The sequence below is a fragment of the Nocardioides aquiterrae genome, from assembly GCF_039526625.1.
Lineage (GTDB): Bacteria > Actinomycetota > Actinomycetes > Propionibacteriales > Nocardioidaceae > Nocardioides > Nocardioides aquiterrae.
The window spans coordinates 28,611-55,098 of record NZ_BAAAJE010000006.1 but is presented as its reverse complement, the minus strand read 5'-3'; the positions used below and the strand labels follow the sequence as shown (position 1 = coordinate 55,098).

At 72.4% G+C, this 26,488-nt stretch carries 27 protein-coding genes; 11 read left to right on the top strand and 16 right to left on the bottom strand.

All coding sequences use genetic code 11. From position 1 onward, the window contains the following. Window positions 1-16 precede the first annotated feature (16 nt). On the top strand, window positions 17-754 hold the full coding sequence (locus ABD086_RS06875; RefSeq protein WP_343906740.1) for a putative protein N(5)-glutamine methyltransferase: 738 nt from the start codon (window positions 17-19) through the stop codon (window positions 752-754). On the opposite strand, the gene ABD086_RS06870 is transcribed toward ABD086_RS06875, so the two are convergent. Then, window positions 735-1,592 (bottom strand): NmrA family NAD(P)-binding protein, encoded by an 858-nt coding sequence (locus tag ABD086_RS06870; protein ID WP_343906739.1) that lies wholly within the window; start codon window positions 1,590-1,592, stop codon window positions 735-737. The genes ABD086_RS06875 and ABD086_RS06870 overlap by 20 nt on opposite strands. A gap of 125 nt (window positions 1,593-1,717) precedes the next feature. On the opposite strand from ABD086_RS06870, the gene ABD086_RS06865 reads away from it, so the two are divergent. Then, complete coding sequence (locus ABD086_RS06865) at window positions 1,718-2,050, top strand: winged helix-turn-helix transcriptional regulator (RefSeq protein ID WP_343906738.1); 333 nt, start codon at window positions 1,718-1,720, stop codon at window positions 2,048-2,050. A gap of 12 nt (window positions 2,051-2,062) precedes the next feature. Here ABD086_RS06865 and ABD086_RS06860 read toward each other — a convergent pair whose 3' ends face one another. Together ABD086_RS06860 and ABD086_RS06855 are read right to left on the bottom strand one after the other, a co-directional pair. Next, a complete protein-coding gene (locus tag ABD086_RS06860; protein ID WP_343906737.1) occupies window positions 2,063-3,127 on the bottom strand; it encodes an exonuclease/endonuclease/phosphatase family protein in 1,065 nt (354 codons plus the stop codon). A gap of 70 nt (window positions 3,128-3,197) precedes the next feature. Beyond that, window positions 3,198-3,695, bottom strand: coding sequence for a ribonuclease H family protein (locus tag ABD086_RS06855; RefSeq protein ID WP_343906736.1), 498 nt, complete (start codon window positions 3,693-3,695; stop codon window positions 3,198-3,200). 58 nt (window positions 3,696-3,753) lie between these two features. Between ABD086_RS06855 and ABD086_RS06850 the strand changes: the two genes are divergently transcribed. Then, window positions 3,754-4,194 (top strand): DUF6314 family protein, encoded by a 441-nt coding sequence (locus tag ABD086_RS06850; protein ID WP_343906735.1) that lies wholly within the window; start codon window positions 3,754-3,756, stop codon window positions 4,192-4,194. A 15-nt stretch (window positions 4,195-4,209) separates the two neighbouring features. Here ABD086_RS06850 and ABD086_RS06845 read toward each other — a convergent pair whose 3' ends face one another. Next, window positions 4,210-4,386, bottom strand: coding sequence for a hypothetical protein (locus tag ABD086_RS06845; RefSeq protein ID WP_343906734.1), 177 nt, complete (start codon window positions 4,384-4,386; stop codon window positions 4,210-4,212). Window positions 4,387-4,537: 151 nt separating this feature from the next. Here ABD086_RS06845 and ABD086_RS06840 point away from each other — a divergent pair, with 151 nt between their 5' ends. After that, a complete protein-coding gene (locus ABD086_RS06840; protein ID WP_343906733.1) occupies window positions 4,538-5,032 on the top strand; it encodes a nuclear transport factor 2 family protein in 495 nt (164 codons plus the stop codon). 122 nt (window positions 5,033-5,154) lie between these two features. On the opposite strand, the gene ABD086_RS06835 is transcribed toward ABD086_RS06840, so the two are convergent. Together ABD086_RS06835 and ABD086_RS06830 are read right to left on the bottom strand one after the other, a co-directional pair. Beyond that, the gene (locus ABD086_RS06835) at window positions 5,155-6,225 is read right to left on the bottom strand and encodes an NADH:flavin oxidoreductase/NADH oxidase (protein WP_343906732.1); all 1,071 of its coding nucleotides are present in this window, start codon (window positions 6,223-6,225) and stop codon (window positions 5,155-5,157) included. 66 nt (window positions 6,226-6,291) lie between these two features. After that, window positions 6,292-10,056, bottom strand: a complete 3,765-nt coding sequence (locus ABD086_RS06830; RefSeq protein ID WP_343906731.1) for a SpoIIE family protein phosphatase — start codon at window positions 10,054-10,056, stop codon at window positions 6,292-6,294. Between the two features lie 166 nt (window positions 10,057-10,222). On the opposite strand from ABD086_RS06830, the gene ctlX reads away from it, so the two are divergent. After that, window positions 10,223-11,263: a citrulline utilization hydrolase CtlX gene (gene ctlX / locus ABD086_RS06825; protein ID WP_343906730.1), complete on the top strand. Its 1,041-nt coding sequence runs from the start codon at window positions 10,223-10,225 to the stop codon at window positions 11,261-11,263. On the opposite strand, the gene ABD086_RS06820 is transcribed toward ctlX, so the two are convergent. From ABD086_RS06820 to ABD086_RS06795, 6 genes are all read right to left on the bottom strand, one after another. Continuing rightward, complete coding sequence (locus ABD086_RS06820) at window positions 11,253-11,900, bottom strand: lysoplasmalogenase family protein (RefSeq protein WP_343906729.1); 648 nt, start codon at window positions 11,898-11,900, stop codon at window positions 11,253-11,255. The genes ctlX and ABD086_RS06820 overlap by 11 nt on opposite strands. 159 nt (window positions 11,901-12,059) lie before the next feature. Continuing rightward, a complete protein-coding gene (locus ABD086_RS06815) occupies window positions 12,060-13,448 on the bottom strand; it encodes an NAD(P)/FAD-dependent oxidoreductase (protein WP_343906728.1) in 1,389 nt (462 codons plus the stop codon). A 3-nt stretch (window positions 13,449-13,451) separates the two neighbouring features. After that, on the bottom strand, window positions 13,452-14,834 hold the full coding sequence (locus ABD086_RS06810) for a (2Fe-2S)-binding protein (RefSeq protein ID WP_343906727.1): 1,383 nt from the start codon (window positions 14,832-14,834) through the stop codon (window positions 13,452-13,454). A 1-nt stretch (window position 14,835) separates the two neighbouring features. Beyond that, window positions 14,836-16,011 carry an NAD(P)/FAD-dependent oxidoreductase gene (locus ABD086_RS06805; protein ID WP_343906726.1) on the bottom strand — a complete coding sequence of 392 codons (1,176 nt, stop codon included), beginning with the start codon at window positions 16,009-16,011 and terminating at the stop codon, window positions 14,836-14,838. Window positions 16,012-16,022: 11 nt separating this feature from the next. Then, window positions 16,023-16,298: a hypothetical protein gene (locus ABD086_RS06800; RefSeq protein ID WP_343906725.1), complete on the bottom strand. Its 276-nt coding sequence runs from the start codon at window positions 16,296-16,298 to the stop codon at window positions 16,023-16,025. A 168-nt stretch (window positions 16,299-16,466) separates the two neighbouring features. After that, on the bottom strand, window positions 16,467-17,861 hold the full coding sequence (locus tag ABD086_RS06795; protein ID WP_343906724.1) for an NAD-dependent succinate-semialdehyde dehydrogenase: 1,395 nt from the start codon (window positions 17,859-17,861) through the stop codon (window positions 16,467-16,469). Between the two features lie 171 nt (window positions 17,862-18,032). Between ABD086_RS06795 and ABD086_RS06790 the strand changes: the two genes are divergently transcribed. The 3 genes from ABD086_RS06790 to ABD086_RS06780 all read left to right on the top strand — a co-directional run bounded on the left by ABD086_RS06790 (window position 18,033) and on the right by ABD086_RS06780 (window position 19,678). Further along, the gene (locus ABD086_RS06790) at window positions 18,033-18,689 is read left to right on the top strand and encodes a TetR/AcrR family transcriptional regulator (RefSeq protein ID WP_343906723.1); all 657 of its coding nucleotides are present in this window, start codon (window positions 18,033-18,035) and stop codon (window positions 18,687-18,689) included. Window positions 18,690-18,807: 118 nt separating this feature from the next. Further along, entirely contained in the window at window positions 18,808-19,128 is a 321-nt protein-coding gene (locus ABD086_RS06785; protein WP_343906722.1) for a DMT family transporter, read from the top strand. Window positions 19,129-19,183: 55 nt separating this feature from the next. Beyond that, on the top strand, window positions 19,184-19,678 hold the full coding sequence (locus ABD086_RS06780) for a TetR/AcrR family transcriptional regulator (protein WP_343906721.1): 495 nt from the start codon (window positions 19,184-19,186) through the stop codon (window positions 19,676-19,678). Window positions 19,679-19,756: 78 nt separating this feature from the next. Here the strand turns inward: ABD086_RS06780 and ABD086_RS06775 are convergent, their stop codons facing one another. The 3 genes from ABD086_RS06775 to ABD086_RS06765 form a co-directional block, all read right to left on the bottom strand. Continuing rightward, entirely contained in the window at window positions 19,757-21,205 is a 1,449-nt protein-coding gene (locus ABD086_RS06775; protein ID WP_343906720.1) for a purine-cytosine permease family protein, read from the bottom strand. Beyond that, window positions 21,202-21,354: a hypothetical protein gene (locus ABD086_RS06770; RefSeq protein ID WP_343906719.1), complete on the bottom strand. Its 153-nt coding sequence runs from the start codon at window positions 21,352-21,354 to the stop codon at window positions 21,202-21,204. Before ABD086_RS06770 ends, ABD086_RS06775 begins: the two co-directional genes overlap by 4 nt. 265 nt (window positions 21,355-21,619) lie before the next feature. Next, the gene (locus tag ABD086_RS06765; protein WP_343906718.1) at window positions 21,620-22,129 is read right to left on the bottom strand and encodes an Lrp/AsnC family transcriptional regulator; all 510 of its coding nucleotides are present in this window, start codon (window positions 22,127-22,129) and stop codon (window positions 21,620-21,622) included. A gap of 173 nt (window positions 22,130-22,302) precedes the next feature. On the opposite strand from ABD086_RS06765, the gene ABD086_RS06760 reads away from it, so the two are divergent. The 3 genes from ABD086_RS06760 to nhaA all read left to right on the top strand — a co-directional run bounded on the left by ABD086_RS06760 (window position 22,303) and on the right by nhaA (window position 25,800). Continuing rightward, window positions 22,303-23,409, top strand: a complete 1,107-nt coding sequence (locus tag ABD086_RS06760) for an aromatic ring-hydroxylating oxygenase subunit alpha (protein ID WP_343906717.1) — start codon at window positions 22,303-22,305, stop codon at window positions 23,407-23,409. A gap of 46 nt (window positions 23,410-23,455) precedes the next feature. After that, the gene (locus ABD086_RS06755) at window positions 23,456-24,409 is read left to right on the top strand and encodes a PDR/VanB family oxidoreductase (RefSeq protein ID WP_343906716.1); all 954 of its coding nucleotides are present in this window, start codon (window positions 23,456-23,458) and stop codon (window positions 24,407-24,409) included. Window positions 24,410-24,507: 98 nt separating this feature from the next. Continuing rightward, entirely contained in the window at window positions 24,508-25,800 is a 1,293-nt protein-coding gene (gene nhaA / locus ABD086_RS06750) for a Na+/H+ antiporter NhaA (RefSeq protein ID WP_343906715.1), read from the top strand. On the opposite strand, the gene ABD086_RS06745 is transcribed toward nhaA, so the two are convergent. Further along, a complete protein-coding gene (locus ABD086_RS06745) occupies window positions 25,728-26,405 on the bottom strand; it encodes a TetR/AcrR family transcriptional regulator (protein ID WP_343906714.1) in 678 nt (225 codons plus the stop codon). The genes nhaA and ABD086_RS06745 overlap by 73 nt on opposite strands. Between the last annotated feature and the right edge of the window lie 83 nt (window positions 26,406-26,488).

Sequence of the window (26,488 nt, the reverse complement as noted above, 5' to 3'; positions counted from 1 at the left end):
GGGAGCATCATCGGCCATGGATCCCGACGCCCTGGCGGCCACCCTCCGCGCCGCGGGGTGCGTCTTCGCCGAGGAGGAGGCCGCGCTGCTGCTCCGCGAGGCGCCGGACCGGGCGGCACTCGACGCGATGGTGGCCCGCCGCGTGGCCGGGGAGCCGCTCGAGCAGGTGGTCGGGTTCGCGGAGTTCTGCGGCCTGCGGATCGCGGTCGAGCCGGGCGTCTTCGTCCCGCGGCAGCGGTCCGCGGCCCTGGTCCGCCGCGCCGCGCGCGGCCTGCGGGCCGGGGACGTCGTCGTCGACCTGTGCTGCGGGACGGGCGCCCTGGGCGCCGCGGTGGCGGCCGCCGTCCCGGGCGTCGAGGTGCACGCCGCCGACGTCGACCCGGCCGCCGTGGCGTGCGCCCGCCGCAACCTGCCGCGGGTGCACCACGGCGACCTCTACGACGCCCTGCCGCGCGACCTGCGCGGGCGCGTGGCGGTGGTGGTCGCGAACGCGCCGTACGTGCCGACCGGGGCGATCGCCACGATGCCGCCCGAGGCCCGCGACCACGAGCACCGGGTGGCGCTGGACGGCGGCACCGACGGGCTCGACGTGCAGCGGCGGGTGATCGCCGGCGCGCGGGACTGGCTGGCGCCCGGCGGGCGGGTGCTCGTCGAGTCGAGCGAACGCCAGGCCCCGGTCAGCGCGGCGCTGATGGCGGCGGCCGGGCTGACCCCCGACATCGACGGTCAGGTGGTCACCGGGACCAGGAGCTGACGGTCTGCGGCATCGGCACGGTCGGCCGGCCGACCAGCCGCGCCAGGTCCCCGGTGGTGACCGCGAGCAGCCCCTCGGCGGCGTTCTGGTCGAGCGCGACCACGAACCCCGCCGTGCCCTCGTCGAGGCCCGCGCCCAGGAGCACGTCACGGTGCTGCTCCGACGTCAGCCGCTGGTAGGCGACCTCGCGGCCGAGGGCCGCCGCGAAGGCCTCGGCGAGCTCGTCGAAGGACCAGGCGACGTCGCCGGACAGCTCGTAGACGGCGTTCTCGTGGCCCGGCTCGGCCAGCACGACGGCGGCCGCCTCGGCGTAGTCGGCGCGCGGCGCGCTGGCGATCCGCCCGTCACCCGCGCTGCCCGCCACGACGCCGGTCGCGGCAGCCTGCTCGAAGGTGGGCAGGTAGTTCTCGGTGTACCAGCCGTTGCGCAGGAACGTGAACGGCACGCCGCTCTCCCGGATCACCCGCTCGGTGGCGGCGTGCTCGGGCGCGAGCACCAGCGCGGTGTCGTCGGCCGCGGGCGCACTGGTGTAGACGATCCGGGCCGCGCCGGCGCGCTGCGCGAGGCCGATGACAGCGGCGTGCTGGTCGACGCGCCGGCCGACCTCGCTGCCCGACACGAGCAGCACGACGTCGCCCGCGGCCAGCCACGGCACGTCCTGCGGGACGTCGTCGAAGTCGAGCCGCTCCACGCGAACGCCCCGCTCCCCCAGGTCCGCGAGCCGCTCCACCGACCGCCCGGTGGCGACGACCTCGGCGGGGTCGACCCCGCGGTCCAGCAGCGACTCCACGACCAGGCGGCCCAGGTGGCCGGTGGCTCCGGTGACGACGATCGACATGACTTCCTCCAGTGCGTTCGGTGTTCGGGACACCCGCAGGAACCGATCGCCCCCGGTACACCTTCCCGATCGGCGGTACCCACTTTGAAGTGGGGTACCCACCTCGAGGTGGGTACCCTGGCGGCATGAGCCACGTCCGCGACCTCCAGATCGACACCGGTTGCCCGGACACGCGCGCGCTGGTCGAGCACGTGACCAGCAAGTGGGGCGTGCTGGTGCTGCTCGCGCTGGACCACCGCACGCTGCGTTGGAGCGAGCTCAAGCGCGAGATCGCCGGCGTCAGCGAGAAGATGCTGATCCAGACCCTGCAGACCCTCGAGGCCGACCGTCTGGTGCGCCGTGACGCGCTGCCCGTCGTACCCCCGCACGTGGAGTACTCCCTCACCGACGACGGGCACCGCGCCGTCGAGCTGCTCGCCCCGCTCGTCCAGTGGGCGCAGCACCAGGTGCGGAGCTGACCGGCCCTCGCTCTAGGACAGGCGGAGCCGGGCGAGCAGCGCGTTGTGGTCGCTGTTGAACCCGCCGACCACCCACTGCCCGACGAAGGACATCCGCCCGTCGGCGTACGCCTTCCGGTCCGCCCACACGTAGTCGATGTTGCGCCCGTTCTCGGGGAACGTCGGCGCCACCTTCATCCCGAGCTCCATGTACGACGAGACCGCGGTCGGCCCGAGCACGCGCCGCGGGCCGCCCACGGGGCGGTGGGCCGCGTCGGCGCGCGCGTCGAAGTTGAAGTCCCCGGTGCCGACGACCCACCGGCCCGGCACGGTCCGCCAGATGCCGGCGATCCGGTCCAGCTGGTTGCGCGCGCGGTAGGCGTTGATCGTCGGCGTCCAGCGGCCGGGGCGGGACAGGTCCTCGATCTTCTGCGGCAGGTGCGCGTTCACGACCGTGAGCAGCCGGTCGGTGTCGCGGTGGCGGAGCGTGACGGTGGCGACCATCCGGTTGCCGAACGGGTAGCGGCCCTCGCGGTAGCCGACCCCGCGCGCCACCTGGCGCTGCCGCGCCGACACGAGCTGGAACTCCGAGGCGCGCCACGAGACGGCGAGCTCCGAGCTCTTCCTCCCGAACGGGAAGGTCCGGGTCTGCCAGCCGGGCAGGTGGTGGAGGACCCCGGTGAACCGGTCCGCCTCCTGCCAGCCGACCACGTCGACGCCGGCGCGCCGGGTGAGCCGCAGCGCGTCCTGCCGGGCGTGCGCGGCCGAGAGCTTGCGGAACATGTTGAAGCTGGCGACCCCGACGTACGCCGGCTTGAGGCGCACGGGCGCGACCCCGCGCGACGCCTGGCCGCCCTGGCTGCCGGCGATCCGCTGCGGGCGGACCGTGTGCGGCTCGACGGAGCGCGGCGACGTGGTGGTGACCGCCGCGGTCGAGATCTGCGCCGGCGGTGCGGGGTCGTCGTCGACGAACGGCGTCACCAGCAGCGCGGCCACCGTCGCGACCAGCAGCAGCGGCGGCGGCCCGGCCCAGCGGTGGGTCCTGCGCAGGGGTCGCTCACGGTCGTGGCGGCGCCCCGGACGGACCCGTCGGACCACGCTGCTTCCCCTCAGCTCGCTTCGGCAGGTCCGATCACGCTAGTCCCAGGGGTATCTCCCGCCCCGCAGGTCACGCGAGTGTCGCGGCTCCCTTTTCTGGAGCCGGGCCCTTCGAGGCCGCGACCGCGAGCCGGTCCACGAAGTCGTTCATGGCGTGGCCGGAGTGGCCCTTGACCCAGGTGAACGCCACGTCCCCGCGCTCGACGAACAACGAGATCAGCGGCTCCCAGAGATCGCGGTTGGCGACCGGCTTGCGGGCCGAGTTCACCCAGCCGCGGTCCAGCCAGCCGCGCCACCACAGGTCGCGGAAGCAGTTCACGACGTACGTGGAGTCGCTGACCACGAGCAGCGGGCCGTCGAGGGAGCGGACCGCCTCGAGCGCGGCGCGGATCTCCATCCGCTGGTTGGTCGAGGCGTCCTCGCGGCCGGACGCGTGGACGCTGGTGTCGAGCGCCCAGGCCCAGCCACCGGGGCCGGGGTTGCCGGCGCAGGCGCCGTCGGTGAAGACCTCCCGGGCACCGGGCGGGACGGGCATGGGCGGGCGCGACGGGCGAGCGGGGCGGGGCACGGGAGCACCCTCGCACACGGGGTGGGCGGCACCTGGCGTGGGCAGTACCGTCCGGGGCATGACACCGCTGGCCCTGCTCGGCACCTGGGAGCTCAGCCGGGTGGTCGACGACCGGCGGACCGGCGAGCGGCGGGACGTGCACGGCACGGCCACGCTGGAGCTGGAGTCGCCGGGCCGGGTGCGGTGGGCCGAGGAGGGCACGATGACCTGGGCCGGGCACGAGGTGCCGGTGTTCCGCACCCTGTTCGTGGTCCTGTCAGGCGACGCGTGGTTCGTGGAGTTCGAGGACGGCCGACCCTTCCACCCGTGGGCGGTCGGCGAGCGGGTCCGGCACCCCTGCGCCGCCGACCTCTACACCGGGCTCATCCGGCTCGACCAGGATCCGGTCGAGCGGTGGACGGTCGAGTGGCGGGCGACCGGGCCGGAGAAGGACTACGTGATGTCCACGGTCCTGTCCGGGCGCCGGCCGGCCCGCCACCCGGCCCACCACTCGGGTTGACGGCCGCACGACGGCTCAGGCGGCGCGACGGCCGGCGGCGGCCGGGTGCGCGGCCGACAGGGTGACGACGCGACCGGCGGGGCGGCGCGCGTCGGCGACGAGCACGGCGAGGGCGACGAGGGCCATCGCGATCGCGACGCCGGCGACGACGAAGAAGGCGATGACGGCGGGCTGCAGAGTGGTGAGGTCCATGGTGATTTCTCCTGGGGGTGATCGGTCCGGGTCGTCCCGGTCAGCACACGCTCCCACGGGGCTCTTGGAGGCCACTGGGAGCGCACTCGATGTCGACTTGGGGCGCCCCGAACCGTCGCTAACTAGAACGTGTTCCACTACAGTCCCGTGCATGGGCAGGTTCTCGCGCGCGGAGCTCGAGCAGGCGTTCCAGCACTACCAGGACGAGGTCGACCGGATCGCCGGGTCGGGCGACTGGGCCCGGTTCGCGGACCTGTTCGCCGAGGACGCGACGTACCGGGAGCACGCGTACGGCGACTTCACCGGCCGCGAGGAGATCCGGCAGTGGATCGTGCGGACGATGACGACGTTCCCGGGCAGCGAGATGCCGCGGTTCCCGATGGAGTGGCACGTCGTCGACGAGGACCGCGACCGGGTCGTCTGCGAGGTCTGGAACGACCTGGTCGACCCCGGCGACGGGCAGCGGCACGGCGCCAGCAACATCACGATCCTCACGTACGCCGGCGACGGGCTGTGGTCGCGCGAGGAGGACGTCTACAACCCGGCGACGTTCCTGCGCGCGACGCGCCGGTGGGCGCGGGTCGCCGACGAGCACGGCCGGCTCTCCGACGAGGGCCGGACCTGGCTGGCGGCGTTCGGCGGCTGACCGGCGGCGCGGGACGCACGGGTCGTGTGCCCCACGACGCGCCATAGCGCGTTCTCAGGCACACGACCCGAAGATCGCGCGGCCGCCACCACGCCCACCTCGCCGGGCGACCCGGCCGACGGTCAGCGAGCCGCGCGCCGGTACTGCACCGGCCAGAGGTCGGTGCCGGTCTCGCCGAGCTCGTCCGCCGCCCGCAGCGGCCAGTGCGGCTCGCGGAGCAGCTCGCGGGCGAGCAGCACGACGTCCGCGGATCCCTCGGCGAGGATCTCCTCGGCCTGCTTGGGCTCGGTGATCATGCCGACCGCGCCGGTGGGGAGGCCGGCCTCGCTGCGGACCCGGGCCGCGAACGGCACCTGGTAGCCGGCCTCGACCGGGATCTCGGCGAGCACGTTGCCACCGGTCGAGGTGTCGACGAGATCGACGCCCTCGTCGCGCAGGAGGCCGGCCAGCCGCACGGTGTCGTCGGCGCTCCAGCCGCCGTCCACCCAGTCGGTCGCCGAGACCCGCAGCACGAGCGGCACGCCCGCCGGCACCCGCCCGCGGACCTCGCGCACGACCTCGAGCACGAGTCGGACCCGGTTGTCGAAGGAGCCGCCGTACTCGTCGTCGCGGTGGTTCGACAGCGGCGAGAGGAACTCGTGCAGCAGGTAGCCGTGCGCGGCGTGCAGCTCGAGGACGTCGAAGCCGGCGGCGAGCGCGCGCTCGGCGGCGTCGCCGAACGCCGTCACGACCCGCTCGATGCCGGCGCGGTCGAGCGGCTCCGGGTCCGGGCGCAGCCCGGGGAACGGGTCCGCCGACGGAGCGGCCGGCCGCCAGCCGCCGTCGGCGTCCGCCACGCCGCCGCGCTCGCCGGTGAAGCCCGAGTACGTCGACGCCTTGCGGCCGGCGTGCGCGAGCTGGATCCCGGCGACGGCGCCCTGGCTGTGCACGAAGTCGACGATGCGCGCCCATGCCGCCTGCTGCTCGTCGTTCCAGATGCCGGTGTCCTCGGGGGTGATCCGCCCCTCGGGCACGACCGCGGTGGCCTCGGTGAAGACCAGGCCGGCACCGCCCCGGGCGAACGACCCGAGGTGCACCAGGTGCCAGTCGTCCGGCATCCCGTCGATCGCGGAGTACTGGCACATCGGGGAGACCCAGACCCGGTTGCGGGCGGTGACGTCGCGGAGGGTGATCGGCGAGAAGAGGAGGCTCACGCAGGGGCCAACCCCGGCGACGCCACGCGGATTCCCCCACGTGACCGGCGCCACCGGCCGAGACGGTCAGCGGCCGATCGAGCACCAGACGGTCTTGCCGGTCGCGGTGCGGTGCGTGCCCCACTCGCGGCTCAGCGCCTCGACGATGTTCAGGCCGCGCCCGCGCTCGTCGTCGTCCTCGGGGCGACGCCGCCGCGGCCGGAGCAGCGCCCGGTCCTGCACCTCCAGGACCAGGTGGTCACCGAGCGCACGCAGCCGGAGGTCGACCGGCGGGCGGGCGTGGACGAGGGCGTTGGTGACCAGCTCGCTGGTGGCCAGCACCACGTCGTCGACGGTCTCGCCCGCGACCTGCCACCGGCCGAGCTGCTCGGCGACCGTGCGCCGCGCCTCCCGCGGGGCCGTCGCCGCGTCGCTCAGCCTGACCTCGAAGAGCTGACCCTCGGTGGGTGCGACGCGGGCGGTGACCACCGCGACGTCGTCGTCGGCGTCCGCGCCGACCAGCGCCTCGACCAGGGTGGTCGGCAGCTCGGCCAGCGGTACGTCGCGACGCTCGTCGACCAGCCCCACCAGGGTGTCGATCCCGTCCTGGATGTCGCGCCCGCGGCGCTCGACCAGGCCGTCGGTGTAGAGCACCACGACGTCCCCGTCGTCGACCGCCGTCGTGGCCGGCTCGCTCCCGAAGTAGCCGGCCCCGAGCGGCGGCCCGGTCCCGTCGGGCCCCTCGGCGACGTCCGCCCCGCCGCTCGCCCGCCGCACGAGCGGGGGCAGGTGTCCGGCGTTCGCGTAGGTGAGGGTCTGCTCGGCCGCGTCGTGCACGGCGTAGATGCAGGTGACGATCTGGTCGCCCGCGAGGTCCTGGACCAGGGTGTCGAGGTGCTCCAGCACCTCGACCGGGCTGAGGTCCAGGGTCGCGTACGCCCGTACGGCCGACTTCAGCTGCCCCATCACGGCCGCGGCCCGCACGCCCCGGCCCATGACGTCGCCCACGACCAGCGCCGTGCGGCCGGCCCCGAGGTCGATGACGTCGTACCAGTCGCCGCCGACCTGGGTGCCCTCGACGCCGGCGCGGTAGACGGCGGCCACCTCCAGCTGGTCGACGTCGAACCGGCTGGCCGGCAGCAGGCTCGCCTGGAGCTCCTCGGCGATCTGGCGCTCCCGGACCGCCGCCTCGCGCTCGGCCTGGGCGGCGATCAGCCGCTGCTGGGTGGCGCGCTGGTCGGTGACGTCCTGGACGGAGCCGCGCAGGATGCGTCCGCCCTGCGGGCGGGTGAGCACGACCTCGCCGCGGGCCTCGAAGAGCCGCTCCTGCCCCGACGGGAGCACGACGCGGGTCTCGAACGAGAGGCGCTGTCCGGCGGGCGCCTCGCTCAGCCGGGCCCCCACCATCGCCTGGTCGTCGGGGTGCACCCGCGAGCGGATCGCCCCGGAGGCGCCGAGCTCGTCCAGCTCGTGGCGGGTGATCTCGAGCAGCTCGAGCAGGGCCCGCGAGGCGACGACGGTGTCGTGGTCGAGGTCGATCTCCCAGCTGCCGACCCGCGCCAGCTGCTGGGCCTGGTCGAGGAGCGCCTCGCTGCGCTCGAGCGCCTCGCGCACCCGCTGCTCGCGGTCGAGGGCGAGCGTCACCCGCACGCGAGCCATCAGCTCGCGCCCGGAGAACGGCTTGACCAGGTAGTCGTCGGCGCCGGCCTCCAGGCCCTCGATCATGCCCTCCTCGCCGGCACGCGCCGACAGCATGATGACCGGGATGGCCGTGAGGACCGGGTCGGCCTGCATCCGCTCCAGGAGCCCGAACCCGTCCAGGCGCGGCATCATCACGTCGGTGATGACCAGGTCGGGGCGGGTCTCCTCCATGCGCCGGAGCGCCTCCAGGCCGTCGGCGGCGACGTCGACGGTCCAGTGGCGGCCGATGGTGTCCGCGATGTAGGCCCGCATGTCGGCGTTGTCGTCGACGACCAGCACGCGAGCGCGCGAGGGGTCGGCCGCCGGCGCGGGGATCGGCTCCTCGGGGCTGTCGGGCACCTCGTCGCTCGGCAACCAGCTGAGCGCCTGGGCCACCAACTGGCGCGCGGGTCCCTCGCCGAGCTCGCGCACGACCGTGTCGTCGTGCACCTGGTCCGCCGGCAGGTGGTCGCGACCGACCGGCAGCGTGATCGTGAACGTCGAGCCCTCGCCCAGGCGACTGTCGACCTCGATGCGGCCGCCGTGGAGGGCCACCAGCTCGGCAACGAGCGCGAGGCCGATGCCCGAGCCCTCGTGGGTGCGGGACCGCGCGCCGGCGACCCGGTGGAAGCGCTCGAACAGGTGCGGCATCTCGGCGTCCGGGATCCCGGTGCCGGTGTCGGTGACGGCCAGCACGACCTCGCCGTCCCGCTCGTCGAGCGTGAGCCGGACCGCCCCCTCGAAGGTGAACTTGAAGGCGTTGGAGAGCAGGTTCAGCACGACCTTCGCCCACTGGTCGTGGTCGACCCACGCCCAGACCGGGCTGTCGCACGCCACCTCGAGCCGCAGGCCCGCGCTGTCGGCCGCCGCCTGGAACATGGCGGCGAGCTCACCGGTGAGGGCGCAGAGGTCGGTACGACGGAACTCCGACGTCGCCCGGCCGGACTCGAGCCGCGAGAAGTCCAGGAGCGTGTTGACCAGCTGCAGCATCCGCTGGCCGTTGCGCACGATCGTCGCCAGCCGCTCGCGCTGGTGCGCGGGCAACGGCTCGTCCTCGCTCGCCAGCGCGTCCTCGGCGGGCGCCAGCAGCAGCGTCAGCGGCGTACGCAGCTCGTGGCTGACGTTGGCGAAGAAGTCGGTCTTGGCCTGGTCGAGCCGGGCGAGGGTCTCGGCCCGCTGCTTCTCGGCCTCGATGGCACGGGAGTCCGAGATCGCTGCCGATAGGTGCGCGGCCACGAGCGTGATGAAGTCGCGGTACGGCTCGTCGAGCGGGCGGTGCGGGTTGAGCCCCACGAGGAGGAAGCCGTACGGGTGCTCCTGGGCCGGCTGCACGAGCGGAGCCAGCAGCGCCCGCTCCGGCGGCTGGTGCCAGGCGCCCGTCGGGAGGTCCGGGAAGCGGCCGGCGAGCGGCTCGACGACGTACTCGCCGGCCCACAGCCGGTCGAGCGGGTACGGCGACGACTCGTCGGTGAGCGTGGAGGGCGCCGCCGGATGGTCCGGCCGGATCCCCGAGGCGCCCGTGAGGACCGCACGCTCGCCGTTCTCGTCGAACAGGTAGACGGCGACGAAGGGCAGCGTGTGCTGGTTGGACTCGAGCTGGGCGCACGCCGCGCGGACGGCGGCGAGCTCGTCGCCCGCGGCGCTCGTCCGGACGCCGAGGTCGCGCAGCGTCGTCATCCGCCGGGTGGCGACCACCTGCTCGGTGACCTCGGAGACGACGCAGAGCATGCCGGCGACGCCGCCCTCGTCGTCGGCCAGGGGGCTGTAGGAGAAGGTGTGGTAGGTCTCCTCGGTGTAGCCGGAACGCTCGAGGAACAGCAGCAGCGCCTCGTCCCAGGTGGCCTCGCCGGTGCTCATCACGCGCTCGATCCGGGGCCCGATGTCCGGCCAGATCTCGGACCAGACCTCCGACGCCGGGCGGCCGAGGGCCCACGGGTACTTCTTGCCGAGGGTGTCGCGGCGGTAGGCGTCGTTGCAGAAGAAGGTCAGCTCCGGGCCCCACGCCATCCACATCGAGAACCGGGAGGTCAGCAGGATGCGCACGGCGCTGCGCAGGCTGAGCGGCCAGTTGTCCGGGTCGCCGAGCGGCGTCGCCGCCCAGTCGGCGGCCAGCAGGTCGGCACCCACGAGCCCGCTGGCCCGCAGGGTGTCGCGCATGGAGGTGGTGGTCACCGACCCGCCTTCCTGGTCACCACGAACCTAGTGGCTGACCGCCGGAGGGACGATGTCGCGGGTGGAAGTTCACCCTCACGGGTGGGGTGGATCCCGGGTCGGATCGGGGCCCGGGGACCCCACCCAGCACGGACAGCGGCCCCCGTGTGCTCTACATTCGGCGAACGTGAGTGCTCAGGCCCCGTCCGCCGTCATCCTGGTGCGCGCGGAGAGATTCGTCCCCAACCCGGCCACGGCCGCGGACAACGCGTTCCAGCGCGACGTCCCGCAGGGCCAGTCGGACGACACCACGTCCCACAAGGCGCTGGCCGAGATGGACGCGCTGGCCCAGGCCCTCCGGGACGCCGGGGTGCGCGTCCACGTCTTCCCGGACGAGGACCACACCCGGCCCGACAGCGTCTTCCCGAACAACTGGCTGTCCACCCACGCCGGGGGCTACGTCGCGGTGTACCCGATGTACGCGTCCAACCGGCGGCACGAGCGGCGCGCCGACGTCCTGGAGATGCTGAAGTCGGAGTACCGGTGCCAGACGATCGTCGACTACTCCGGCCTCGAGCCCGACGGCATCTTCCTCGAGGGCACCGGGGCGATGGTCCTCGACCACGTCTCCCGGGTCGCATACATGGCGGTCAGCCACCGGGCCGACACCCACGTCCTGGAGCGGTTCTGCAGCGACTTCAACTACGAGCCGATGGCCTTCGAGGCGGTCGACTCCGACGGCGTGCCGGTCTATCACACCAACGTGATCGCCTGCGTCGGGACCGAGGTCGCGATGATCGCCCTCGAGATGATCCCCGACGAGCACCGTCGCGAGCAGGTCCGGGAGCGCCTCACCGTCAACGGACGCACGGTGATCGCGCTCACCGAGGAGCAGGTCCGCGAGTTCGCGGGCAACGCCGTCGAGCTGTGCGGCCGGACGCCGGAGGGCCGGCGTCGCTACATCATGGCGATGTCCGGGCGCGCCCGCCGCAGCCTCCGGCCCGACCAGGTCGCGGCGATCGAGGAGTCCTGCGAGATCGTGGCGGTCGACATCCCCACGATCGAGCTGGCCGGCGGGTCGGTGCGCTGCATGATCGCCGGCATCCACCTCGACCGGCGCCCGGTGGCCGCCGAGCCGGAGCTCACCGAGGCCGTCGAGGCGATCAACGAGGAGCACCCGACCACGCCCGACGGCCAGGACGTGTCGATGGCCGACGTCAACGCCTGACCGGAGCCGCGCCCTCGGCGATGCACCACTGCGCCGCCGTGTAGGTGGCCATCACCGCGCTGTCGAGCACGGGCACCCGCTCGCGGAGCAGGAACGTGCGCGCCCCGAGCAGCGAGTCGGACAGCAGGAACAGCGACGCCCCCGCGAGCACCCGGCCCCGCCCCCGGTCGCGGTCGACCGCCGCGGCCGACGCGGCCATCGCCGCCAGCGTCGCGCCGTACGCCGCGACCGGCAGCGCGAAGGCCCGGTCTTCCCGAGCGGCCGCCGCGGCCATCGCGAGCGCCGCGACGCTGCCGGCGCCCAGGGCCCGGCGCCGTCCGGGCGAGGCCAGCAGCGGCACGGAGGACCGGGCGCGGAACGCGACGACGTACGCCACGTGCGCGGCGAGGAACGAGCAGAGCCCGGCCAGGAACGGCCGCCGGCCCTCGCGCATCAGCGCGACGTCCCCGGCCCACGAGCACACCTGCGCGACCGTGACCGCCCCGGACCCGCCGTGGGCCGCGAGCGCCGGCATCAGCAGCGGCTTGGTGACGACCCGCGCCCGCCGCCACCGGTCCGGCGCGGCGGCCAGCAGGGTGTCGGCGACCGCCAGCACGCCGTAGGCGGTGCCGGCGAGGCCGCGGTGGGACGCTCGCACCGCCCCAGCCTGCCCGATGCGGGGACCGCCGGGAAGCGCCGTGCGTGGTCAGACGGCGCGGCGACCGCCCGGATGACTCGTTCATCCTGGCGCTCATGCTCCACGTTCGGGTGGGTCGAGCTGCTGGCGAGGACGCAAGGTTGTGGGGATGCGGCTCCGTCAGTCCGAAAGGCCTGCCAGCCGGCCGGCGAAACGCGCGATGAGCGAGGTCGAGGTCGCCCCTCGACGCTCCTCTCGCCCGTCGGCAGTGCGGAAGAGCCGGTACATCGCGTGGATTCCCGCCCAGCGGAGTGGCTCGGGCTCCCAGCGGGGAGGGCGATGGTCGACCAGCGGCAGTCGGACGAGATCGGTGTCTCGCGCGAGCACCAGGTCGACAAGGGTGCGCGCCGCCAGGTTGGCCGCCGCGACCCCGTGGCCGGCGTAGCCGACCGATGCGCCTATCCCGGTCCGGCGGTCGTGCCGGACGCTCGCACACCAGTCGCGGGTCACCCCCAGCACCCCGGACCACGCGTAGTCCGCCTGGAAGCGGACGCCGGGGAAGTAGAGCGACAGGCGCTCGAGCAACGCATGTCGGGTGTCCGGATGGCAGGCATGGCGCCCGTCGATCCCGGAGGCGAACTCGTAGGGCTTGCCGCGCCCCCCCAGGGCGATGCGGCCGTCTGCCGTCCGCTGGGCGTAGATGAACGTGTGTGAGGTGTCGGAGAGGCATTCCGCGTTCGCCCAACCGATCCTGGTCCACTCCTCGGCGGAGAGGGGCTGGGTCGCGATCATCGAGCTCCTGATCGGCACGACTGCCCGGGGCCCGAGCAGCGGTCCACTGAACCCTTCCGTGCACAGCAGGATGTGCTCGGTCGAGATCCGCACGCCGGCCGCGTGCGCGAGCCGCGGCTCCACCCGGTCGATCCGCGTCCCCTCGTACAGCCGGACCCCGCGGGCCTCGACCAGGCGGGCGAGCTTCCGGACCAGCTTGCCCGGGTGGATCCGGGCGCATGGGGCCGCGTAGAGGCCACCGACCGCTGTGACGACGTCGATCCGCTCCCGGACCTCTTCGGCCGTGAGCAGCCGCACCTCCTCGTCGGTCAGGCCCGCGCGCAGGTCCGCGGCGTGACGGGCCCGGAGCCGCTGCAGGCCGGCTTCGTTGGGCGCGACCACGAGGTTGCCGCCCCGGTGGGCGTCGATCTCCAGCCCGTGCGCGGCGGTCACGTCGAGCACGTGGTCAACGGCCTGGACCATCGCGCGCTGGAACGCGACGAGACCCTCTGGCCCACGCGGCCCTCGCTCGAAGACGTTCCGGTTTCCCGGAAGCAGGTGCGAGAGCCAGCCGCCGTTCCGGCCGGAGGCCCCGTAGCCGACATGCTCGGCCTCCGCTACGACGATGCGCAGGTGCGGGGCGAGCTCGGTCAGGTAGTAGGCGGTCCACAGCCCGGTGTACCCCGCGCCCACGATGAGCACGTCACAGGACGTGTCGGCGGTGAGGGCATCCCGGGGGTGCTCCTCGGCGCCGATGTCCCACAACGAGGTCGTCTGGGCCCTGGTGATGCTGACCATCCTTCACTTCCCCTGGCCGGAGCCGGCGGCGGCGCCCACGGCACGGGCACGGTCGGGATCCTCGCTGGTCCAGCCGGCCGCCGACCCGACGACCGACAGGCCGGGCGTCGAGGCGGACAGGTCGGCGCCTGCCCATCCGCCGACCACCGCCTGCGGGGTGCCGGCCGCGACGTACTGCTGCTGCAGCGCCAGGTCGTTGGCGGGACGCGGTGCCAGAGCCACGCACAGCAAGTCGGCGCGGATGGTCCGCACCCGGCCCTCCACCTCCACGTCGACCGCGCGCAGCGCCCTCGCCCCGCGAGCGGCGCGCACGGTGCCGCGGAGGACCCGGTCGCCGTCGGCCTGCCGGCCGGCGGAACCGGGCCTGGGCTCGGACGGATCGCCCACACCCTCCTGGACCACGATGGCGACCACCTCGACACCGGCCCGCTCGAGTTGGTCGGCCAGGGCGCTTCCGCGGTCGCCGTCGGTCATCACGACGGCTCGCCGCCAGGGGACGACGCGATCGACCCGGAGCAGCCTGCTGACGCCGTCCGCGAGGACGACGCCGGGCTTGTCGTTGCCGGGGAACAGGCCGGGCACATCGTAGGAGCCCGTGGCGACGACCAGGTGCTTCGGGCGGCATTCGAGCACGAGTCCATCGGCCACCACGGGGATCAGCCCGGTCTCGAAGTAGGACATCACGCGACCGTCGACGACCCTGATGTCGCGGTGGGCCAGCACGGCGGACGCGAGGCGTCCGGCGAGCTCGGCGGCCGGCGCCGTCTCCTGGTCGTACGTGACGACGGAGTCTCGGGCGTTCGCTCGGCCGCCGAGCGGGCCGGGATGGACCAGTGTCACCGACGATCCGCTGCCCGCGGCCCCGAGCGCGGCGGCACAGCCGGACAGCCCGCCGCCGACCACGAGAACGTCGGCTGCGTCGACCTCCGTGCGCGTGCGGACGGCCCGCGCCGCCTGTGGTGTCGGGAACCGGCCGGCACCCGCGATCCGGGCCATCACCTTCTCGGCCAGGTGCGCGAGCCGGGGGCGCGAACGGAAGAGCCTGAACTGGAAGCCCGCGGGGACGAACCTCACCAGGAGGTCGGTGGCCCGCAGGAGGTCGCGGTCGGTGCTCGGCCAACCTCGTTCCCGGCGTACGACCTCCCCGCCCCGCACGGGGGTCGTGCAGGAGGTCACGCCGGGCAACCCGTTGACCGTGACGGGACAGTTGCCGCAGATGTCGTACCCGCAGGTGTACCCGCGCGGACGGCGGTACTTGAAGCTACGGGTCAGCACCGGCGTTCCGGACTGCAGGATCGCGGAGGCGATCGACTGCCCCGGCCGGGCCGACAACGTGCGGCCCTCGAACGTGAAGGCCACGGACTCGTCGGGATGGGCGCTGGTCAACTCAGGACCTTCCGTCGGTGGTGAGGACGAGCGTGGACTCGGCGATGGAGCGCCCCTCGATGAGGCGGCGCGCCTCGAAAGGCGCCATCACGGCGTCGACGCGGCCCGTGACGATGCTCTCGGCCAGCAGCCGGCCGGCCGCGGGCGCGCCCATGAATCCGTAGACCCACGCGATGCTGAGGTGGTAGCCCGAGACACCCGGCGCCTCTCCGAGGACCGGCGCCAGGTCTGGGGCCTGGGAGACGGTCCCGGCCCAGTTGCGCAGGATGCGCACCCCTCCCAGGTCGGGGAACAACCGGACCCACTTGGTGGCCATGTCGCGCAGCATGTGGTAGGTCGTGTTGAGGCTGTCGGTCTCGTCGTGGCCGGGGAGCTCGGTGCCGCCGACGAACTCGCCGCGGGCGGTCTGGTGGCAGTAGCCGAGCAGGTGGGGCGTCGCCACGGCGCACCGCAGGAACGGCTTCACCGGCTCGGTCACGAGCATCTCGAGCCGGGCCTTGACCAACGGCAGCCGGACGCCGGCGGTGAGGTTCAGGTCGTCGGAGTAGGCGCCCGCCGCGTTCACGACGACATCGGCCGCGATGTCACCGTGGTCGGTGCGGACGCCGGTCACCCGACCACCGCTGGCCAGGACGGCGTGCACGTCGACCCCGCTGAAGACCGACACCCCCGCGCGAGCCGCGGCACGAAGGTAGCCCCAGACCACCGCGTCGTGATGGGCGAATCCCGCGCGCCGCTGGAAGATGCCGCCGCGCGCGAGCTCCGGGTTGGCGTGCGGGACGAGCCTCCGCACCTCGGCCGCATCGAGAACCTCGCTCTGTACGCCGTACTCGGCCTGCTTCGCAGCGACGAGGTGCTGTCGGCGCAGCTCGTCGTCGGTGGTGGAGAGCACGAGGTAGCCGGACGGACTGAAGAGGATGTTGAAGTCGAGCTCCGCGGACAGCTCCGAGAACCGGCGCAGGCTGAGGTCGAACAGCTGCGACCACTCGCGGCTGGAGAAGGCGGACCGGATCATCTCCCCGTTCCGCCCGCTGGCTCCGCCACCAGGCCAGGACCTGTCCAAGACGGCGACGTCGGTGACGCCCGACCGCGCGAGCTCGTAGGCCGTGGCGAGGCCCTGGACCCCGGCCCCGACGACGACGACGTCGTAGCCTGCCTTCGGGGGACCGGCAGCCACTCCGGGAAGAGTCATGCCCTGTCTCCGGCCGGGGCGGACTCGTCTTCGTACGCGAGGTCGCCCATCCGGACCGGGAACAGGGGCGGACGGACCGAGGGACGGCGTTCCTCGGGCTCGGTTGCCCCCTGCAGCGCGGCGATGACGTCGCCGGCCACCTTGCCGCACAGCTTGCCCTGACACGGCCCCATGAACACCGCAGTAGCCCGCTTGAGCGTCTCGGGGTGCCGGTAGCCCGCCTCCCAGCTGTCCCGCAGGTCGAAGAGCGTCGCGTCGTGGCAGGGACACACGATCGTCCTCCGGGCGAGCGCTTCGCGCCGGCGCCGCGAGGGTCGCCGGCCACGCCACGCTGCCAGGGCTCGCGCGAACACGCCGACGTCCCTTGTCACTGGTCTCGCCCTTCCCATTTCCTACCGAGGGCTCCCGGCCGGCTGCCCGGTCCCGAACCCGCCGCGCGGTCAGCCGTGGACGTAGTAGAGCCGCTTGTTCACGAACTCCTCGATGCCGAGGGGTCCCAGCTCGCGGCCGAATCCCGACCGCTTGGTACCGCCGAAGGGAAGCGCAGCTCCCTCCCCCGCGGCCGTGTTGACGTTGGTCATCCCGACGTCCAGGGCGTCGGCGACCGCCGCCGCCCGTGCCGGGTCGACGCTGAAGACGGCGCCACCGAGCCCGAAGTCCGAGTCGTTCGCGATGCGGACCGCGTCCTCGTCGGACTCCGCCCGGTACACCACGGCCACCGGCCCGAACAGCTCTTCGGTGTAGGCACGCATACCCGGTCGAACGCCCGTGAGGACGGCCGGACGGACGTAGGCGCCAGGTCCTTCGACGAGCCTGCCTCCGGCGTGGAGGGTCGCGCCCTTCTCGACGGCGTCCTCGATCTGGGCGACCAGGGCCTCAGCCGCGGGACGCGACGCCATGGGCGGGAAGGCGTTCGGCGCCAGCCCAGCCGGGTCCCCGGGCTCGAGGCCGCTGGCTTCGGCCGTCAGCGCGGCGACGAAGTCGTCGTAGATGTCTGCCATGACGATGATCCGCTTGTTGGAGTTGCAGGCCTGTCCGTTGTTGTAGATCCGCGTACCCCAGGCGGCGGACGCCGCCGCGGTGACGTCCTCCGTGTCGAGCACGATGTAGGGGTCGGACCCGCCGAGCTCGAGCACCACCTTCTTCAGGTTCCGGCCCGCCAGCTCGGCGACGGCCGCGCCGCCGCGTTCGGAACCGGTGAACGAGACACCGGCCACACGCGGGTCGGCGATCATGCCGGCGACCTGGTCGTGGCTGGCGAAGACGTTGACGTAGACGCCGTCCGGCAACCCGGCCTGGCGCAGCAGTCGCTCGATGGCCACGGCTGACGTCGGGCAGTTCTCGGCGTGCTTGATGATGATCGCGTTGCCCGCGACGAGGTTGGGCGCCGCGAAGCGCGCGACTTGGTAGAAGGGGAAGTTCCAGGGCATCACGCCCAGCAGCGGGCCGATCGGGAGCCGCTGCACCCGTGCCTGGGCTCCCTCTTCGGTCGGCAGGACCTGGTCGGCGAGCAGCTCCGGCCCGCGATCGGCGTAGTAGGCGAAGATGTCGGCGCAGAACTCCACCTCTTCCGCAGCCGCCCCCCGGTCCTTGCCCATCTCCGTGGTGGCAAGGGTGCCCAGCTCGTCGGCCCGCTCTGCGAACAGCCTGGCCGCCGCCGCGACGATCGCGCATCGCTCCGCCACGGACCGCTTCGCCCAGTCCTTCTGGGCGGCCGCGGCCCGGGCGAGGACGTCTTCGATCTCGGCGTCCGTCGCGGTGGGGAACTCCTCGACGATCTCCCCCGTGACCGGGTTGGTCACCCGGTACGCGGGCTGGGCAGGGGCGGCGTTCATCGCGTTTTCCTCATAGTGCCGTATTATTAATACACGGTCGCGCCGGCTGTCAACGACTCGGTCGCGGCACGCCGCCCTGGGTCGCCGCGGCGCCGGCGCCAGGTGGGGCACGGCAGGCGCCCTAGGGTGAGGCGGGCGAACCGCGCCAGGAGACATACCGCGCCAGGAGACATGAGGAGTGCAGTGGTCACGGTCAGACGTGTCGGACGGCCCGCCCTCGACGACGACGTCCTCCATGAGCGCAAGCGGCTGATCTTGGACAAGACGCTCGGCCTGGTCGCGCAGCGGGGCACGTCGAACGTCAGGCTGAAGGACGTCGCGGCGAGCGCGAACGTGTCAGTCGGGACCCTGCAGCACTACTTCGACTCTCGAGACCAGCTCATCCGAGCGGCGTTCACGCAGCACGCCTACGGCGTCATCGACCAGGTGCTCGGCACACCATCCCGCACAGCCACCCCCTGGGAGGCCCTGCGAACCATGTTCGCGAACGTGTACGCCGGGTCCGACCTGGCGCAGCGGTGCGCCTTGTGGATCGAGTTCGTGGCCGCCTCTCGCCACGACGACCGGCTGCGCGAGCTCATGGCGGAGTTCTGGAACGCGTGGAGCGCGCCGATCCGGACCGCAGTGAGGCGCGGGATCGAGGACGGATCCTTCGCGCCCGTCGCCGACGTCGACTCCGTGGTCGCCACCCTCCTGGCGATCATCGACGGAGGCGAGACCGCCGTCGCCCTGAAGGCCCGGACCATGGACCGCGACGTGCTGACGACGGAGCTGCAGGCGGCCGCCGCGGCACTCCTGGGCGTGTCCGAGGCCGCCACCGGGCGCTGAGGCCGATCCTGGGACCGCGCTGTCGGGCTCGCAGAGCTCGGCCGGACCCGACGGCAGGCCCGCGGCACTACGATAGGGTCCCGCTATTAGTACAAACGTACACAATGGGGGTTGGTCAATGGCGTATGTGTGGCTCACCGTCGCGATCGGCTTCGAGGTCCTGGGCACCAGCCTCCTCAAGCCGAGCGAGGGCCTGACCAAGCTGTGGCCGTCGATGGGCGCGATGGTCTCGTACCTGCTCGCCTGCGGGATGCTGGCCCAGGCCATGCGGGAGATCCCCACCGGCGTCGCCTACGCGATGTGGTCGGGTCTCGGGACCGCCGCCATCGTGTCCATCGGGTTGGTGTTCCTGGGCGACAACCTCACGACGGCGACCGTCTCCGGCATCGCGCTGATCGTCGGAGGTGTCATCGTCCTCAACCTGGCGGGCGCTCATTAGCGCCAGCACGGGACGTCGCGCCCGGGACCCGGAACAGCGCCGGCACGACCTCGTCGTGGCAGCCATCGAGATGATCGCAGAGGTGGGGCTCGAGCGGGTGACCCACCGAGCGATCGCGGCTCGCGCGGGCGTGCCACTCGGGACCACCACCTACTACTTCCCCACCCTGCACGACCTGCTGGATGCCGCGCTGGAGCACGCCGCGAACACGTCGCGGACCCAGCTGTCCAACTGGGCGACGGCCCTGGCGGAGGACGGGCGGGTGTCAACCGTGCTGCCCGACCTCGTGCAGGAGTACCTCACCGACCGCACCCGAGCCCTCGTGGACTACGAGCTCTATCTCGCCGCCGCCCGCGACGTGCGCCTCCGGCCGCTGGCACTCGCGTGGCTCGAGGACGCCACCGCGGCACTGGCACCCGCGGTGGGCGTCGAGACAGCTCGAGCCCTGGTGACCCTCATCGACGGGGCCATGCTCCAGACGCTGGTCACCGGGCATGCCCTGGACATCGACGCTCTGCGCCGGCAGGTCGCCCTCCTCACCGAATCCTGAGCACCTACGCGGCGACAGCTCGGCTCACCAGGGGGGCGGGCCGGCCGCTGGGGCCCACCCCCCTAGTCGCTCGCCGGCTCAGCCCATCGAGGACGCGGAGGACCGCGCCCGCGTGCGGGCAGCGCGCGAGTACCCGCCCTTGCCCCGAGCGATCACCGCCTGGCTCGCCAGCCAGTACACGGCTCCCGCGACGAGCACCGACGGCACGGTGGCGCTGGTGTAGGAGTAGAAGGCGTGCGACTCGTAGGTGAGTGGGTTGAGCAGCGCCAAGTACGCCGCGACACCCGCCGCGATCGCCACGAATCCGGCGGGGTTGAACCCGGCCCAGAAGTTGTACTTGTTGTCGGAGCCGGCGCCGTACAGGTCCGTCAGGTCCAGCTGCTGACGGCGCAGGATGAAGTAGTCGACGATCTGGACGCCGCAGATGGGGCCGAAGATCAGCGCGCACATCGCGAGGAAGGACGGGAAGTTCTCGAAGAACTCGTCGGCGAGGAACACCATCACGAACACCACCGGCAACAGGGAGAGGATCGTGGTGGTGTTCCACGAGGTCCGCCGTGCGACCGCCGGCACGTTGCGCAGGCTCACCGTCATGGCGTAGACGCCCACCACCGTCGAGCCGATGTTGGCCAGGATGATGAACGACAGGCCGATGACGCCGAACAGCAAACCACCCACCTCGGTCAGGAACACGGTGGGGTCGCCCCCAGAGGCGGGGACGACGAGGCCCGCGTAGAGACCGATCAGCGAGACCATCGCGACAGGTACGCCGAGGCCGAGGATGCTCGGCCACAGGGCGCGGCGCGCGCTGGGCACCAGGCGCACCATGCCCCCCACGTAGGGCCACCATCCCACCGCGGAGGCGATCAACAGCTCGACGCCGGTCATGACGTTGAACGCCTTGTCCGGCGAGGGAGCGCTGGGCTTGGCATCGAGGAGCCCCGACACTCCGACCTTCTGCACCAGCAGGGCCATGACCACGCCCGAGAGCAGTAGGACCCCCGCCGCGATCCACTTCTGGGAGTCGCGCACCGCGTCGGGACCCTTGCGAGCGATCGACCAGACCACCAGGGCGCCCAGCAGCATCGCGAGGGTGGCAACCCAGGCACCGCTGTCCTTGGGCACGACCCCCGCCGCTACCAGGATGGCGTCGGCGGCGCGGCCGAGCACGATGAGCAGCAGCGCGTTCCAGCCCGCGAGGCTGACGAACAGCAACACGGCCGAGAAGCCCCAGCCCCGGGTACCGAGGAACGCCTTCGACGCGGAGGTCGAGTCCAGGCCGTACTTCGTGGAGGCAGGCACCAGGGCCAGGATGATGAACAGCATGCCGATCAGCACCCCGGCCATCATCGCGAAGGAGCCCGCCACCGCGCCGAGGTAGTAGCTGACGGTGCCGCCGATGATGAAGCACCAGGTGGCCACCGACGTGGAGGCGGACGACGCCAGGAGGTCCAGCCCGGTCCAGCGGCGCTCCGACAACAGCAGGGGGACGCCATCGCTCCCGCCGCCCGCCTTCGGGGCGCTCATGCCAGCCACGCGAGGGCGATGAACAGCGCGGGGACCACCAGACAGGCGGCCAACAGCACCAGGTAGTCGTTGCGGGCGAAGGATTCGCCCTCGTTCTCCGGCGAGGTGGCCGCGCGGAAGCGTTCGGCCACGTCGGCGGGCAGCTCCACTGCCTCCCTGCGCCGAGATCGAGGGACGACGGGGGGCGAGCCCAAGGGTCGACCTGCAGCGGACGCGCTCATGGATTCCTCCAGCGTGATTGTGAACCGATCGGGCCCCGGACGGCGCCGGGGTTGCCGAGACCCCCGCCGAGATGGAGGACTGTGGCGGCGCTCACAGTCCAATAATTCGGTATTAATTGTCAAGGGCTTCGAGCGATCGTCTGTACACGTCGCGGAAGACCGTCCGGGCCGCGAACGTGCCGCGGGCGCGAGCTCACTCCAGGCTTGCGTAGACGTACTGCGCCTTGTGCACCTTGACCTCCATCAGAGTCTCGACCCCTTCGACACCGTCGAGGGACCCGATCCGCTCACTGATGAGACGGAACAGGCGCTCCTGGTCCTCGCACACGATCTGGACGAACAGGTCGGCGCGGCCCACGGTGCTCGAGACGTACATCGCCTCGGGCCAGCTCGCGATCGCCTCCACCACCGCCATGGTCGCCGAAGGCCGCACCCGCAGGAAGAGGCTGCTGAGGACGCCGTACCCGAGCGCGGCGGGATCGACGAAACCGAGGATCTGCAGGACGCCGTTCTCGCGTAGCCGGTTCACCCGGAAGCGGACTGTGGCCTCCGAGGCGCCGATCGTGCGGGCGATGTCGCGGAACGACCGACGGCCGTCGAGCTGCAGCTCGTGCAGCACCGCCCGGTCGAGGTCATCGAGCGGGTGGCGGGAACGGGGCGCAGACCAGCCGTCACCGGAACCCGTATCGGGGGTCTCTGACACCCCGGCAGCATAGCCGCGAGACGGGGCACTGTCCGCGGAAGGTCGTCATGAAGTTTGCGACACCCGGATTGCGCACGGGGGCGCGGTCGCGCATTTCGGAATGAATACCGGATCTGCTTGCGCAAACAGTAAGAGGGGGCCTACCGTGCTCCGAGTCACACGAAGGAGCGACCATGACTACCCACGCAGAACCGCGGCCTCGTACGGGCGCGCTCGTCGAAACGCTGCCGGCGTCGTACTACACCGACCCGGCGATCCTGGAGATCGAGCAGAAGGAGATCTTCGCCAAGACCTGGCAGTACGTCGGCACGGTCGACGCTCTGGCCAAGCCGGGCGACTACATCACGACCACCCTCGTCGACACCCCGATCATCGTCTCCCGCTCGCGCGACGGGGTCCACGCGATGGTGAACGTGTGCCGGCACCGGTTCTCCGAGGTCGCCAGCGGGTGCGGCAACACCCGCGCCTTCAAGTGCCCCTACCACGCGTGGACCTATGGCCTCGACGGAACACTCGTCGGCGCCCCCCGCTCGGAGCAGATCGACGACTTCGACAAGTCGCAGCTCCCCCTGACCAAGCTGCCGGTGGCGGTGTGGGGGCCCCTGGTCTTCGTCAGCCTGGACCCGCAGGTGGGGGCTTTCCAGGACTGGATCGGGCCAGTCGAGGCGTCGCTGCGCGCCGCCAACGTGAAGCTCGAGTCGCTCACGATGCGCAAGCGCACCACCTTCGACATCGCCGGCAACTGGAAGATCGTCGCCGAGAACTACCTCGAGTGCTACCACTGCCTGGTCGCACACCCGAACTACTCTCGGACGTTCGACACCAGCGCCCTCGGCTACACGTTCGCCACCGACGCCCACACGTTCATCTCGAACACCGCGCCGCAGGACCGGGTTCTCCACGATGCGGCGGCGGCTCCGTACAAGGCGGAGGGCCCGATCGGCGTCAACCAGAACGACTACGTCTGGCCGAACTTCGCACCGATGACCTGGCCGGGGCAGAACAACCTGCTGATCTACTCCTTCCGTCCCACCGCCGTCGACCACACGATCGGCTACTTCGACTACTTCTTCGACCCCGACGTCGACCCCGACGTGGAGCGCGACTTCATGGCGTTCCTCGACGAGGTCGGCGCCGAGGACGTACCGCTGATCGAGTCCGTGCAGCGCGGCATGGCCAGCGGCCTGATCGACACCGGCCGCCTCGTCCCCGACGAGAACCAGATCGAGCACTTCCAGAAGCTGACCAAGGACGCCATCCACGGCAGCTCGGCCCGCTGAGCCGACCCACTCACCGAACACCACCCCGCCGAGGAAGTAGACACGCGTGATCTCGCACGACGAACACCGGCTGGACGTCGAGGTCGTGGGAATCGAAGAGGTCGCCCTCGGCGTCCGTGCCGTCCACCTGGGCCGGGTGGACGGCACGGATCTCCCGCCGTGGACGCCCGGGGCCCACATCGATGTCCAGTTGGGGACACTGACCCGCCAGTACTCGCTGTGCGGCCGGACCGACGACCTCGCCACGTGGCGGATCGGCGTCTTGCTGGAGCCCGACAGCCGGGGCGGTTCGCAGTTCGTGCACGGCCTCAGGCCCGGGGACAAGCTGGCCGTGGTGGGTCCGCGCAACAACTTCATCCTCCAGCCGGCAGCGGAGTACCTCTTCGTGGCCGGCGGGATCGGGATCACCCCCCTCCTCCCGATGATCTCGGCCGTCGAGGCCCAGGGCCTCACCTGGCGGCTGCTCTACGGTGGCCGGCGGCGCGCGAGCATGGCGTTCCTCCCGGAGCTCGAGCCGTACGGCGACCGCGTGCTGATCTCGCCCCAGGACGAGGACGGGCACCCGGACATCGAGGGGGCGCTCGCCCAGTGCGGCCCCGGGGTGCACGTGTACTGCTGTGGGCCCGAGCCGCTGCTCGCCGCGGTCGAGGAGCGGACCCTGACCCTGCCGGCCGGGTCCACGCACGTCGAACGATTCCGGCCGCGCGCGGCCGAACCCGGCGCCGCGGCGGACACTGCCTTCGAGGTGGTGCTCGAGCGAACGGGCGTGACCGTGCAGGTGCCGGCGGACGAACCGATCGTCGACGCGCTGCTGCGCGTCGGCGTCGCCGTCGACACCTCCTGCCGCGAGGGAATCTGCGGCAGCTGCGAGACCCGGGTGCTCGAGGGCGTTCCCCTGCACCGCGACAGCCTCCTCAGCGACGAGGAGCGGGCGGCCAACGACACCATGATGGTCTGCGTGGGCCGGTCATCGACCCCCCGACTGGTGCTGGACCTGTGACCGGCGTGGGCCCCTCGCCGACGCGGACCCGGCACCCGGAAGACGGAGTCCTGCCGGCTCCCTGGAGCCGCTCGGACCGCGCTCTGCCGCGCCGGGTCGTGCGGCCGCTGAAGCGGATCGGCGCCACGGCCACGGCCGGCGCCTTCGTGATGATGGCAGGCCTGGTGATCGCGCTGGTCCTCGCCAACTCGCCGCTCGCCGATCACTACGAGCGGTTCTGGAGCGCCCCCGTCACCCTCGAGGTGGGTCACTGGACCGGGCTCTCGGGCCACTCCCTGCGTGACTGGGTCAACGACGCAGCCATGGCGGTCTTCTTCTACCTGGTCTCCCTGGAGATCAAGCGCGAGATGGTCGACGGCGAGCTACGGGACCCGCGGGCGGCCGCGTTGCCGATCGCGGCGGCGTTCGGTGGCATGGTCGTGCCCGCCCTCATCTACACCGCGGTCAACCTCGGCGGCCCCGGGCAACACGGGTGGGGTGTCCCGATGGCCACCGACATCGCGTTCGCGGTGGCGGTGGTCACCGCCGTGGGGGACCGCGTCCCGACCGGTGCCCGGCTCTTCCTGCTGACGCTCGCGATCGTCGACGACCTCGGGGCCATCGTCGTGATCGGGGTGTTCTACGCCCACGGGGTCGTGGCGAGCTGGATCGGCCTCGCCGTCCTCACCGTCCTCGCGGCCCTCCTGTTGCGCCGCGCGCACGTCCGGGCGCTGGCCGTGTACGCCGCGCTGGCGATCCTCTGCTGGTACGCGTTGCTGCAGTCCGGCGTGCACCCCACGATCGCCGGCGTCGTCTTCGCCTTCCTGACGCCCGCCCGCCCGTTCCACCCGCGGGAGCCGTACCTGGCGTGGGTGCGCTCGCTGGTGCACACCGACTCCCCGCAGGCGTACTCGTTGCGCGAGCTGCGGCGGATGACCGTCGAGGCCGAGTCACCGCTGGAGCGCCTGGAGTGGCGGCTCACCCCGTGGGTGACCTTCGTCGTGCTGCCCGTCTTCGCCCTGGCCAACGCAGGGCTCCCCATCGACGTCGCGAACCTCCGCCACCTCCACCAGGCCCCGGTGGCGCTGGGAATCGTGCTCGGCCTGGTGCTCGGCAAGACCGTCGGGATCCTGCTGGCCGTCTGGCTGGTCAGCCGCACGCCGCTGGCTGTCCTGCCCTCCGGGGTCTCCTGGCTCCAGCTCGCGTCGGTCGCGCTGTGCGCAGGCGTCGGCTTCACGGTCGCGCTGTTCGTGGCCGGCCTCGCCTTCACCGACGCGGCGTCGGCCGACTGGGCCCGGATGGGCATCCTCGTGGGCAGCACGCTCGCAGCGGTCCTGGGCTACGGGGCGCTGCGCGCCACCTCGCGTGGACCACTCCCGGCCGCGTCGGCGACCTCGTACCCGTCGTACTGAAGCAGGGTCGCCGCCAGGCGCAGGGTCAGCTCGCGCATCCGGACGCCCGTCATCCCCTCGGGGTCCGAGGCGATGTTCAGCTCGCAGCCGTCGATGTGATTCAGCAGCAGCTCGACGACGTCGGGGACGGACGTGACCGGGGTGAAGATCCCGGCGTTGGTGCCGTCCTCGACGGTCTCGCGGACCAGCGCGTACCACTTGTCGTAGATCGCCCGGAACCCCTCGCGCATGCTGGCGATGCGGGCCGACGCGGTGGCGAACTCCACCCAGACCATGCAGTGTGTGCGCAGCCCGTCGCGCAGGGCGAGCTGGCTCACCAGCGCGTCCAGGCGTTCCCAGGGCGGGGGGTTCGAGGCCAACAGGACGCTCCACTCCTGCAGGAGGTCCTCGCTGGCCTGGCGGAAAGCCTCGGCGACAAGCTCGTCGCGGGTCTCGAAGTAGTGCTGGAGGAGCCCGGTGGAGACCCCGGCGGCGCGGGCGACGTCGCGCAGCCGCAGGTTGTCGTAGCCGGTCACGGCCACGCACTCGACCGCCGCCCTCAGGACCGCGGTCCGCCGCTCCTCGGCGGTCAGGTCCCGACCCACGCGCAGCGATCGGGGAGCCACGGCGTTCCTCCTCGGTACGGGCAGGGTGTCGGACGGATCCCGGTGGGTGCGGACCGTCGACGTCAGTATGACCGATGGCGCAC